The sequence below is a fragment of the Coprobacter sp. genome (assembly GCF_982436375.1).
Genome location: NZ_CEWDCG010000085.1, coordinates 1 through 12,315, shown reverse-complemented (window position 1 = coordinate 12,315; position 12,315 = coordinate 1). Strand labels below are relative to the sequence as shown.

General features: G+C 38.2%; 14 protein-coding genes. 7 read left to right on the top strand and 7 right to left on the bottom strand.

The window, feature by feature from the left end:
* Positions 1 to 585: 585 nt before the first annotated feature.
* The 4 genes from AC1WHX_RS06485 to AC1WHX_RS06470 are packed head-to-tail and all read right to left on the bottom strand — an operon-like array spanning position 586 to position 3,517.
* Positions 586 to 1,029, bottom strand: a complete 444-nt coding sequence (locus tag AC1WHX_RS06485; RefSeq protein WP_270738544.1) for a sugar 3,4-ketoisomerase — start codon at positions 1,027 to 1,029, stop codon at positions 586 to 588.
* Positions 1,022 to 1,432 (bottom strand): sugar 3,4-ketoisomerase, encoded by a 411-nt coding sequence (locus tag AC1WHX_RS06480; protein ID WP_270738551.1) that lies wholly within the window; start codon positions 1,430 to 1,432, stop codon positions 1,022 to 1,024. The genes AC1WHX_RS06485 and AC1WHX_RS06480 overlap by 8 nt, the downstream gene beginning before the upstream one ends.
* Positions 1,413 to 2,309, bottom strand: a complete 897-nt coding sequence (rfbA, locus tag AC1WHX_RS06475; RefSeq protein ID WP_009316485.1) for a glucose-1-phosphate thymidylyltransferase RfbA — start codon at positions 2,307 to 2,309, stop codon at positions 1,413 to 1,415. Before rfbA ends, AC1WHX_RS06480 begins: the two co-directional genes overlap by 20 nt.
* A gap of 5 nt (positions 2,310 to 2,314) precedes the next feature.
* Entirely contained in the window at positions 2,315 to 3,517 is a 1,203-nt protein-coding gene (locus AC1WHX_RS06470) for a dTDP-glucose 4,6-dehydratase (RefSeq protein ID WP_481229021.1), read from the bottom strand.
* A 258-nt stretch (positions 3,518 to 3,775) separates the two neighbouring features.
* Between AC1WHX_RS06470 and AC1WHX_RS06465 the strand changes: the two genes are divergently transcribed.
* From AC1WHX_RS06465 to rsxA, 7 genes are read left to right on the top strand one after another with little or no spacing between them, the layout of a single operon-like run.
* Positions 3,776 to 4,189: a SoxR reducing system RseC family protein gene (locus AC1WHX_RS06465; RefSeq protein WP_009316483.1), complete on the top strand. Its 414-nt coding sequence runs from the start codon at positions 3,776 to 3,778 to the stop codon at positions 4,187 to 4,189.
* A 34-nt stretch (positions 4,190 to 4,223) separates the two neighbouring features.
* Positions 4,224 to 5,078 carry a Fe-S cluster domain-containing protein gene (locus AC1WHX_RS06460; protein ID WP_302544997.1) on the top strand — a complete coding sequence of 285 codons (855 nt, stop codon included), beginning with the start codon at positions 4,224 to 4,226 and terminating at the stop codon, positions 5,076 to 5,078.
* Between the two features lie 59 nt (positions 5,079 to 5,137).
* The gene (gene rsxC, locus AC1WHX_RS06455) at positions 5,138 to 6,475 is read left to right on the top strand and encodes an electron transport complex subunit RsxC (protein WP_302544996.1); all 1,338 of its coding nucleotides are present in this window, start codon (positions 5,138 to 5,140) and stop codon (positions 6,473 to 6,475) included.
* Positions 6,476 to 6,496: 21 nt separating this feature from the next.
* A complete protein-coding gene (locus tag AC1WHX_RS06450; protein ID WP_302544995.1) occupies positions 6,497 to 7,447 on the top strand; it encodes an RnfABCDGE type electron transport complex subunit D in 951 nt (316 codons plus the stop codon).
* Positions 7,440 to 8,063: an RnfABCDGE type electron transport complex subunit G gene (locus AC1WHX_RS06445; RefSeq protein WP_302544994.1), complete on the top strand. Its 624-nt coding sequence runs from the start codon at positions 7,440 to 7,442 to the stop codon at positions 8,061 to 8,063. Before AC1WHX_RS06450 ends, AC1WHX_RS06445 begins: the two co-directional genes overlap by 8 nt.
* A gap of 15 nt (positions 8,064 to 8,078) precedes the next feature.
* Positions 8,079 to 8,663 (top strand): RnfABCDGE type electron transport complex subunit E, encoded by a 585-nt coding sequence (locus AC1WHX_RS06440; RefSeq protein ID WP_031258912.1) that lies wholly within the window; start codon positions 8,079 to 8,081, stop codon positions 8,661 to 8,663.
* A 6-nt stretch (positions 8,664 to 8,669) separates the two neighbouring features.
* Entirely contained in the window at positions 8,670 to 9,248 is a 579-nt protein-coding gene (gene rsxA / locus AC1WHX_RS06435) for an electron transport complex subunit RsxA (RefSeq protein WP_302544998.1), read from the top strand.
* A gap of 78 nt (positions 9,249 to 9,326) precedes the next feature.
* Here the strand turns inward: rsxA and cydB are convergent, their stop codons facing one another.
* Genes cydB through AC1WHX_RS06420 form a run of 3 tightly spaced genes read right to left on the bottom strand, consistent with a single transcriptional unit; the run spans position 9,327 to position 12,311 of the window.
* Positions 9,327 to 10,478 carry a cytochrome d ubiquinol oxidase subunit II gene (cydB, locus tag AC1WHX_RS06430; RefSeq protein ID WP_302544993.1) on the bottom strand — a complete coding sequence of 384 codons (1,152 nt, stop codon included), beginning with the start codon at positions 10,476 to 10,478 and terminating at the stop codon, positions 9,327 to 9,329.
* 6 nt (positions 10,479 to 10,484) lie between these two features.
* A complete protein-coding gene (locus AC1WHX_RS06425) occupies positions 10,485 to 12,041 on the bottom strand; it encodes a cytochrome ubiquinol oxidase subunit I (RefSeq protein WP_302544992.1) in 1,557 nt (518 codons plus the stop codon).
* 27 nt (positions 12,042 to 12,068) lie between these two features.
* Positions 12,069 to 12,311 (bottom strand): DUF4492 domain-containing protein, encoded by a 243-nt coding sequence (locus AC1WHX_RS06420; protein ID WP_022602772.1) that lies wholly within the window; start codon positions 12,309 to 12,311, stop codon positions 12,069 to 12,071.
* Positions 12,312 to 12,315 lie beyond the last annotated feature (4 nt).

Here is a 12,315-nt window from a genome sequence, read left to right as displayed (position 1 = left end):
GTTAATTTTTAATTTTTGAATCAGAAAGCCAACTGCTGATTCGCATTATTTATATACATTTAGGTCGAATATTGAAATCTATATATCTTTTTTTGCAATAACGAAACATCGTAAAAATTTGATTATAATGGTATTTATAAATCTCTAATAGCTTGATTATGAAAAAGCGAGTTATAAGTATCATCGGTCTTGTGATAATTGTGATCTTAATATCGTATGGTCTAACGATTTTCGAAATTAAGTCAAAAATTATATGGGGTTTACTATTTGTTGCCTTGACTTATCTTATTTGTGCAATGACCAATAAATTCCTTAAACCGAATACAATTTTATATGCATTATTAACAGGTATCGTTGTTACACATATCCCATGGTGGATAAGTCTTCATATCAACTATAATATAAACTTCGACTCACTAATTCGAAATTTTTTTGAAGGGACAAAAATGTCCTATTCCATTGCAGGAGCAATATCGGGATACTTGTTGTATAAACTCTCAAAGCTATTTCAACAAAAATAGTATTAGCCCAGACTAATACCATAAAAACTACAATTAAAAAAGGAAGTTAAAAGATGCGCCCCCTTTAGACATTACTCAACGGAATCTCTTTCTCTTTTAAGAAATCGGAATATTCTCGAATATAATCATTTTCATCATACAATTCGGAAGCTAATACCAAAGAAACCGCTCCCGAAGAAAAATTGTTCAACTCACGCCAAATTCCGGGACGTACCAATAATCCGTAATAAGGACGATTCAACGATACAATACGACGTTCTCTCCCATCATCCAAAATGACATCAAAGCTTCCACTGGCAGCAACGATCAACTGGTATAAAACACGATGGGCATGTCCTCCTCGTTCTTCTCCTCCGGGAACATCATATAAATAATAAACACGACGAATATCGAACGGTACAGTTATGCAGTCTTCTACCACTGTTATATTTCCATTGGGGCGAGAATGTTTGTCCAGTTCTATCACCTGACAATCACCGACTCTACTCATTACAAATATATTATCCATGCTCAAGACATTTTAAATATAGATCATAATCCTCAATATAATCTTCGGGATCATACAATGTAGAAGATAATACCAAGGCTAACGAATTGGTGGAAAAATTTTCCAATCTGCGCCAAATCATATTAGGAACATACACTCCGTAATAAGAACGGTTCAAAGGATATACCTTTTCTTGCCGTCCATCATTCAGAATTACATCGAAACTACCGGACAAAGCCACAATGAACTCTTGCTGTTCTATAAAAGCATGCCCGTCTCGCTTTTCACCTCCAGGAACGTCATACACCCAATAAGACCGTTTTATAGGAAAAGGAATATGCCGAAATTCTTCTATGAAAGAAAGATTTCCGCGCGCATCTACAATTTTAGGCAAATCGACTATTTTAACGGCCTCCAACCCCATCGACTTCATCTTTGATAAGATTAATCATATATTGCCCGTACTGATTCTTCAACATAGGTTTCGCTTGTTGCAACACAGATTCTTTCGAGATCCATCCTTTTCTGTATGCAATCTCCTCCAGACAAGCAACTTTCAGTCCCTGACGATGTTCGATAGTTTCTATAAAAGCCGATGCTTCGAACAGCGAATCATGTGTTCCCGTATCAAGCCATGCAAACCCTCGTCCCATTAACTGAACTTTTAACTCTCCAGTTTCTAAAAAAGCTTGATTTACCGAAGTTATTTCAAGTTCTCCACGTGCAGAAGGTTTTATCGATTTAGCTATATCTACAACCTTATTCGGGTAAAAATAAAGTCCTACTACCGCATAGTTAGATTTCGGTTTTTCGGGTTTTTCCTCAATAGAAGTCACATTTCCTTCTGTATCAAAAGCCGCAACTCCATACCGTTCAGGATCACTGACTCTGTACCCGAATACCGTAGCATATCCGTTCCCGACATTTTCAACAGCAGCACGCAACATCGCAGAAAAACTCTGCCCGTAAAAAATATTATCACCTAACACCAAGCAGACCGAATCATTACCTATAAATTCTTCTCCGATAATAAATGCCTGTGCCAAACCGTCTGGAGTCGGTTGTTCGGCATATTCAAAACGAACGCCAAACTGAGATCCATCACCTAACAAACGTTCGAATCCGGGTAAATCGAAAGGTGTAGAAATAATCAAAATATCCCGAATGCCGGCTAACATCAATACCGAAATAGGATAATATATCATCGGTTTATCATATACCGGCAATAACTGTTTTGAAACACCCTTCGTAATTGGATACAAACGTGTCCCAGAGCCTCCGGCCAAAACAATCCCTTTCATTTTTTTTAATTTTTATGTCCGTACATTTGTTCATAATACTTTTGATAGTCTCCATTGGCTACTTCCTCAACCCAATCCTGATTCTCAAGATACCAACGGATTGTCTTCTCAATCCCCTCTGTAAATGGAGTTTCAGGATACCAACCTAACTCTTTCGCTGTTTTCGAAGGGTCTATCGCATAACGCATATCATGCCCCAAACGGTCTCCCACATAAATAATCAGATCATAATTTATATTCGAAATATCGGTTCTAAGAACTTTTTGATAATGGGGTTCTTCCTTCATTAAACGCACGACAGTATCGATAATCAGCTTTACGATATTGATATTTTGTTCTTCATTAAATCCGCCTATATTATACACCTCTCCTACTCTTCCCGAATTCAATACCATATCAATTGCTTTAGCATGATCTTCGACATATAACCAATCGCGAACATTCTCACCTTTACCATATACCGGCAGCTTTTTACCTTCAAGAATATTTTTAATAATCAAAGGTATCAATTTTTCCGGAAAATGATACGGACCGTAATTGTTCGAACAACGAGTAATATTTACAGGAAATTTATATGTTTCATGATATGCTCTAACAATCAAATCGGCACCTGTCTTTGAAGATGAATATGGAGAACGCGGATCTAAAGGTGTATCTTCCGTAAAAAAATACTTACCGTAAGTATGTATTGCCGAACGTCCTTTCACAACAGACTTCACCGCTTCATCTTTAATAACCAAAGGCTGAGGATCTACAAAATCTTTATTTAATGATCCATATACCTCATCAGTAGATACCTGCAAATATTTTTTACCTTCGCGATAAGTCGGATAACCATCTGCATCTTTACCTGTCATCCATGCTTTTTTAGCACATTCCAACAAATTTTGAGTTCCCAAAATATTCGTCTGTAAAAATAACTGAGGGTTTGTAATACTTCTGTCTACATGAGACTCGGCAGCAAAATTGACAACATAATCGATATCATTTTCCGCAAAAATATAAGAAACCAATTCTTCATTGCCGATATCTCCTTTTACAAATTTTACACGAGGATCTTTCAATTCGGTCTTTATCGTCCCTAAATTACCGGCATAAGTCAACTTATCTAAAATAACAATATGAATATCTTCATATTTTTTAAGCATGTACTTTACAAAATTTGCACCAATAAACCCGGCTGCTCCCGTTACCAAGTATGTTTTCATAAATCATTTATTAAAATAAAACGTTGCAAGATACGAATATTTTTTCATGGAATACCGTAAATTTAAACTTAAATCGGATTCTTTTTTTATAACCTGATAAAAAATTCAGACTGGCTTTTAATATAATATAGATATAAGCTAAAATTATTTTCTCAAATAAAAATCGTCATTTTTTACACATTTATTGTACGAATATAAGATACAAAGAAATAAAAATTTCCTATATTTGCCCCATAATTGCAATGTCGAGATAGCAAAATGGATAATACTATAAAACACGAAGGTATCGTAGAACGAATTGAAAACGGTATTGCTTATGTAAAAATCATACAACATTCCGCATGTTCAGGATGTCATGTCAAAGCAGCTTGTACGATAGCAGATCAACAAGAAAAAATTATTGAAACGGTTTGTTCGGGATGCAATATAAAAATAGGGGAGCGTGTTTTTATAGTCGGAAACGAAACAATGAGCCGAAAGGCTTTAAAACTGGCAATCATATATCCGTTTTTTTGTCTTTTCGGCATACTTTGCATTGCATACGCTTTTTCTGTAAATGAATTGCTATCCGGTATTTTATCCATTATAGCTCTAATACCCTATTACACAGTTCTATATTTTCGTAAAAGCAAACTAAGAAAAGATTTCATATTCACATTGGAGAAAGAATAAACAGAACGACTTAAACTTTAAATAGAACAAACACATGAATTTAGTATTAATTGCGACTTTTTCACTTGGAGCAATCGGGGCAATAAGTGCTGTTATCCTGTATTTTGTCGCACAAAAATTTAAGGTGTACGAAGATCCTCGAAACGGACAAGTAGAAGAGGTGCTTCCGGGAGCTAACTGCGGAGGATGCGGATACCCCGGATGTAAAGGTTTCGCTGATGCTTGCGTCAAAGCTGAGTCATTGGACGAACTTCTATGCCCCGTAGGGGGTACTCCCGTTATGGCCAAAGTTGCTGCAATTTTAGGTAAAGAAGTAATCGAAAGCACTCCTAAAGTTGCTGTAATCCGTTGTAACGGCACTTGTAACAACAGAGTTAAAACGAATACTTATGATGGGGCTAAAAGTTGTGCTATCGAAGCTTCGCTTTATGGAGGCGACACCGGATGTTCTTTCGGATGCTTGGGAAACGGAGATTGTATAAAAGCCTGTGCTTTTGGGGCTATACATATGAACCCTGAAACTGGGCTACCCGAAATCGATGAAGAAAAATGTACAGGATGCGGTGCATGTGTAAAAGCGTGCCCTAAAATGATCATCGAATTGCGGAAAAAAGGGCCTAAATCACGCCGTATATTTGTCAGTTGCATGAACAAAGACAAAGGTGGTATAGCACGAAAAGCCTGTACCGCCGCATGTATAGGCTGCGGAAAATGTGCTAAAGAATGTCCGTTTGATGCGATTACTGTAGAAAATAATCTCGCATATATAGATGATAACAAATGCCGTTTATGCCGTAAATGCGAAGCCGTATGTCCTACCGGGGCAATTCATACAATAAACTTTCCTCTCCGAAAACCGGCAGAAACTACGGTAACTGCCGAAGCATAAAGCTGAAAATAACCATTACGAATTATCAAATCAGAATCCAATTATAAACATAATTATATATGTTAAAATCATTTCGGATAGGTGGAATACATCCACCGGAAAATAAATTATCTGCCGGAAAAAACATACAAACGGCAGCTCTTCCCAAACAAGCTGTAATTCTTTTAGGACAACATATAGGAGCTCCGGATCAAGTTGTCGTAAACAAAGGTGATTCGGTAAAAGTGGGAACGTTATTGGCAAAAGCCGGAGGTTTTGTTTCCGCTAATATTCACTCTTCTGTTTCCGGAACAGTAGCAAAAATAGATCAGATTACCGATACGTCAGGTTACAAACGCCCGGCAATATTTATTGATGTTGAAGGTGATGAATGGGAAGAAAGTATCGACCGTAGCAAAGTTCTGAAAAAAGAGTGTACTCTTAGCGAAAAAGAAATAATACAACGAATCAGTGATTGCGGTATCGTAGGACTTGGAGGAGCAACATTTCCTACTCAAGTAAAACTGTCTCCGCCTCCGGGGATGAAAGCATCGATACTGATTATAAATGCCGTAGAATGCGAACCTTATCTCACTTCAGATCATCAATTGATGATGGAAAAAACCGAAGAGATTCTCGTCGGAATCATGATATTGAAAAAAGCGGTTGGAGTAGAACATGCGGTAATCGGAATAGAAAATAATAAAAAAGACGCTATATCCAAGATGCAAAGTCTGGTGTCTTCATATTCCGGAATTACAATTTGTCCACTAAAAGTAAGATACCCGCAAGGAGGTGAAAAACAACTGATTGATGCCATTATCCGCCGTCAAGTTCCAAGTGGCGGATTGCCTATCTCTACCGGAGCTGTAGTACAAAACGTAGGAACGGCATTTGCAGTATATGAAGCGATACAAAAGAATAAACCGCTATTCGAACGTATAGTAACCGTAACAGGGAAATCGTTAAAATCTCCGTCTAATTTTCTAGTACGAATAGGAACTCCTATCGGACAACTAATCGATGCTGCCGGAGGATTGCCTGACGATACCGAAAAAATCGTATCCGGAGGTCCTATGATGGGGAAAGCGGTAGTATCGACAGATATACCGACAACAAAAGGCTGTTCCGGTATTCTCCTGATTCAAAATCGAGAAGCCGAAAGAAAAGAAATGTATCCATGTATTCGATGCGCAAAATGTGTAGCTGTATGCCCGATGGGACTCGAACCTAATCTTTTAGCGAAATTATCGGACTTTTCCGATTGGGAAAAATCGGAAAAAGAACATGTCATGGATTGCATCGAATGCGGTTCATGTAGCTACACATGTCCGGCACACCGTCCCTTACTCGATTTTATTCGTTTAGGCAAAAGTAAAGTCGGAAATATTATCCGTAACCGGGTTGTCAAAAAATAACAAAAAGAAATTCTTTAATTTATGGATAAAAAATTTATAATATCACCTTCACCGCATATTCATAGCGGAAATTCTGTAGAAGGATGTATGTACGGCGTTCTGATTGCTTTGATCCCGGCATTTCTTGTAGCACTCTATTTTTTCGGGTTAGGAGCATTGATCGTAACTGTTACATCGGTATTGGCATGTGTTTTATTTGAATACCTGATTCAAAAATACATTTTAAAAGGAAAAGTAACTATTTCTAACGGATCAGCAATTCTTACCGGGGTCTTATTAGCATTCAATGTCCCCTCAAACCTTCCGGTATGGATCATTATCATAGGAGCATTGGTCGCTATCGGGATCGGGAAAATGTCGTTCGGAGGATTGGGAAACAATATTTTCAATCCGGCATTAGTAGGACGGGTATTTCTATTGATTTCTTTTCCCGTACAAATGACAACATGGCCCAAACCGGAGGCATTCAACACACACTACCTGGATGCGACAACAGGTGCGACACCTCTTAGTATGTTAAAACAAGGTATGCCGATAGAAAACACGACTTTAGATTTATTACTCGGAAATGTCGGAGGCAGTCTCGGTGAAATCGGGGCAATCGCCCTACTTTTAGGTTTTGCCTATATGTTATGGAAAAAAATCATTACATGGCACATTCCTGTGTCGATATTGGCAACCGTCGCAATTTTCTCTCTTTTAATAGGCATAGATCCTATGACCCAACTTCTTACCGGAGGGCTGTTATTAGGATCGATATTCATGGCTACCGATTATGTTACATCACCGATGTCTCACAAAGGAATGATTATTTATGGTGTTGCCATCGGTCTCTTGACAATCATTATCCGCCAATGGGCTGCCTATCCTGAAGGAATGTCGTTCGCTATATTGATTATGAACGCTTTCACACCGCTAATTAATATGTATGTCAAACCTAAACGTTTCGGGGAGGTCGTAAAACATGGCTAAAATAGAATCTACATTTTTAAATATGCTTACCGTCTTGACGGTCACCACTCTGATTATTGGAGCGGCATTGGGATATGTGTACAACATCACTAAAAAACCTATTGCCGAAGCAGAACAAAAACAACAAATAGAGGCCATACAAATGGTAGCTCCGGAATTTGACAATTCACCGATTGAGGATAAATATTTGCTGAAAATCGGAGCAGACAGTTTGGAAGTTACCGTCTTTCCGGCAAAAAAAGGAGGACAAAAAGTCGGTGCGGCAGTAGAAGCAATCACGAAAAAGGGTTTTGGAGGAGAAATAAAAATTATGGTCGGCTTCAATGCAGACGGTTCAATACGTAATTATAGAGTTTTGAAACATGCAGAGACTCCGGGATTAGGATCTAAAATGGATGAATGGTTTCGAACAGACAAAAACAATCAAAATATTTTAGGTAAGAACCCGGCAACCGACCGTCTGACAGTAAGTAAAGATGGCGGAAGTGTAGATGCCATCACTGCTGCAACTATTAGTTCAAGAGCATTTCTGGATGCCATACAAACAGCTTATAATGCTTATATGAATCGTACCGATGCTCAAAGCGGTGCATCATATAAAGCGCATACCAAATAAACAGGAGATGATATTATGAATAAAATGAGTATCATACTAAACGGAGTTATTAAAGAGAATCCGACATTTGTCCTATTATTGGGGATGTGTCCTACTTTGGGAACGACCTCATCTGCAGAAAACGGCATGGGGATGGGACTGGCGACAACATTTGTTCTGATTTGTTCGAACGTAGCTATATCTTTAGTAAAAAACTTTATTCCCGATAAAATCCGTATTCCGGCATTTATTGTGATAATCGCAGCTTTCGTTACTATTTTAGAAATGTGCATGAAAGCTTATGTACCGGCACTATACGCAAGTCTCGGATTGTTTATTCCTCTAATTGTAGTAAACTGTATTGTCTTAGGTCGCGCCGAATCTTTTGCGGCAAAACACAACGCATTCGATTCGATGCTCGACGGTGTAGGTATCGGTTTGGGATTTACCGGAGCACTGACTCTTTTAGGTGCTGTACGGGAGTTTTTAGGTACAGGAAAAATATTCAGCGTTACAATCTTCCCCGAACAATACGGAGCTTTAGTCTTCGTTCTTGCTCCGGGAGCTTTCATCGTGCTGGGATATCTCATTCTCATTGTTAACAAACTTAAAACCAAATAAGAGATGATTACCTATATATCTATATTCATTACCGCCATATTCGTCAATAATATCGTATTGGCTCAATTTTTAGGGATCTGCCCTTTTTTGGGGGTTTCTAAAAAGGTCAGTACTGCAATCGGAATGGGGGCTGCCGTAACATTTGTAATGACAATTGCAACAATCGTCACATACTTGTTGCAAAAATATCTGCTGGATGCTGCCGGACTGCAATTTATGCAAACCATAATTTTTATTTTAGTAATAGCGGCATTGGTACAAATGGTAGAAATCATTCTGAAAAAAGTATCACCTCCACTCTATCAGGCATTAGGAGTCTTTCTTCCTTTGATTACTACCAACTGTGCTATTCTGGGAGTTGCTATTTTGGTAATACAAAAAGATTATAATCTGATGGAATCTGTCGTATTTGCCATTTCGACAGCTATCGGCTTTACATTAGCAATGGTTTTATTCGCCGGCATTCGGGAACAATTGAGTATGACTAAAGTTCCTAAAGCCATGCAAGGAATTCCTATCGCTTTAGTAGTCGCAGGACTTTTAGCTATGGCTTTCATGGGATTTTCGGGTATAAAAATCGGATAAATACTTGTTATTAGAAAAACGGAATCGCCGAAAACTAAATGGTTTTCGGCGATTCCGTTTTTCTAATACAACAAACTTCTAATAGGTATGTTCCCCACTTTCCATCTCCTGTTCGGTAATAGGCTTTTTGTCCATAGCTCTCCACGCATAGACAATATAAGCTAAAACAAAAGGAACTAAGAAAGAGACGACAGTCATTACTTCTAAGGTAAAGAGACTCGATGAACTGTTATAAATCGTCAGAGAACTTTGCAAATCAACAGCAGAAGGATAATACGGAGTATTATTATAACCTGCCAAGAAGAATAGGCTCAAAACGACTAACACTGTCCCAATACCGCTATACCAAATACCGCAAATCCATGTCTTGGAAAATGCTGCTCGTATAATTGCATACAATACCGACACGACACCAATCAGAAACATAACCGCAACCCAAGGCATCTCTATCAAATTAAAGAAATATTTATATTTTCTCACAAACACTTCTCCATTTACAGGATTCAGTTCATAACCGTCGGCTGTAAGCGTTGCACCGACAAATATAAGGAACAACACGACAAAAGGAACTGCATTAATCAATACTTGCCGACGGGCACGATTAAAGATCGTTTCGTCCGCAATATTATTCATAAAATAAAGCGAGGCCTGAACTCTTGCCAAAAAGAAAACAGTCACTCCTAACAAAAGATTACGCCAATCGGCTATCGCTTCTAATCCATGATACGGATTTACCCACGTAGAAATTACAGGCTGATATATATCCATTAGATTTTCTTTATCAACTTTGAAATCAGCTCCGCTGAAAAAAGTACCGACAGCAACTCCTAATAAAATGATTCCGACAACACCGTTAATCAATAAAAATATATCATACACTTTCGTTCCCAAAAGATTCCCTGTACGAGAACGATATTCGTAAGAAACAGCTTGTATGATAAAACTAAAAAGAATAGCCATCCATAACCAATATGCTCCTCCGAAACTCGTAGAATAAAATAATGGGAATGATGCAAAAAAAGCCCCTCCGAACACCACCAAAGTCGTAAACGTAAACTCCCATTTCCTACCTAAAGAATTAACGAGCATAGTTTTCTCTATCGGCTTCTTGGCAATAGTCGTCAGTAAAGTCTGCCCACCCTGCACAAAAAGTAAGAACACCAACAACGCCCCTAACAGCGAAATAATAAACCACCAATAATGCTGGTAAAAAAATTCATTCAGTTCCATAATCTTCTATTTTTGAACAGGTCCTTTTTTTATTTGTTTCAACATAATCCCGATCTCGGCAACAAGCAATACCGTAAAAAGAACGGCAAACATCCAAAATGTCGTCTGTACTGCAGATGTCTGAATTTTCGATACTGCAGCAAACGTCGGCATAATATCCTGTATCACCCAAGGCTGGCGTCCCATCTCCGCAACAATCCATCCCGACTCCAGACAGATATATCCCAAAGGAAGAGATAAGAGAGAGATCCATAATACCCATTTAGCTTTATCTAACTTATCTTTAGAGATATAAGCCAATATCAATAGAAAAAGCGCAATGAAGAAGAATGCTAATGTAATCATAATATGAAACGAATAGAAAACAAAAGGAACATGTGGTATCAATTGTTCCATATCAGTCACATACCCATATCCGAAATCAGAATAATTTTCTTCCAATCGTTTTCCCGCTTCTTCCATGGCTGCTTTATCTCCAGCTTTTTGAGCTACTTTATAATCAGACAATGCCTTAATAGCCAATTTCCCTCTTTCGATACGTTCTTGCGCAGAAGGGGCGATAATCACTTCTCCCTTTGCATTTTTCATCTCATACCCACCATCGATAATATCATTAATTCCCGGTACAAAACCGTCAATATGGCGAGTAGCAAGGAAAGACAAAAGTCCGGGAATTTTCACCTCGAATAAAAACGGATCGATATTGTCCGTATAACTCTTTTTTTCAGGATTAAGAATGCCGAAAGCGACCAATCCCTGTCTATTTTCTCCACGATATACCCCTTCCATAGCTGCAAGTTTCATCGGTTGTTTTTCTGCAACCTGATATGCTGATCCATCTCCGGTATAAGCAACAACAATCATTCCTATAAGCCCGACCCATGAAGCGACTTTCATACTTTTGACAGCCATAAAACGTTCTCTATTCTTTAATAAATACCAAGCACTAATACTGACAACGAATATAGCCCCGAATACCCAACCTGCAGATACGGTATGAAAAAACTTATTGATTGCAACCGGTGATAATACGACATCTGCAAAACTATCCATTTCATTGCGGACGGTATCAGGATTAAATTTCATTCCTGCCGGATACTGCATCCAAGCATTGGCCACCAATATCCACAAAGCCGAAATCGTAGCACCCAAAGTTGTCAACCAAGTAGCAGCCAAATGCATGCCTTTGCTCACCTTATTCCATCCGAAGAACATAATTGCAATAAAAGTCGATTCCATAAAAAAGGCCATAATTCCCTCAATAGCCAACGGAGCTCCGAATATATCACCGACAAACCAACTATAATTAGACCAATTCGTTCCGAACTGAAACTCCAAAATAATACCGGTTGCAACGCCAATGGCAAAATTTATTCCGAATAGAGTCATCCAGAATTTTGTCATTTGTTTCCACCGTTCATCTCCAGAACGATAATAAATCGTCTCCATAATCCCGACAATAACTCCCAGCCCCAACGTCAACGGAACAAAAAGCCAATGATACATGGCCGTCAAAGCAAACTGCGCCCTCGACCAATCCACAACAGAAAATAGATCATTCATAACTCAGACGTTTATAATTTATAGTATTTATCTACTTTCAGGAACAGGAAACGTAAGTTCCATACCTACATGCTCGGCCCGCTCCTCATCAGTATTGAAATTTGCATTTAAAATATTAGGGAAAAAAAATAGTTTCAGTACGAAAAACATAATAAATAATTTAATCAGAATAATCGTCCATAAGGTCTTGCCCAAAGTCATATTTCTGAATCCGTCTACATAAAATCGAAATATACGAACAAATACATTTTTATTATTTATCAAGGTCATTCTC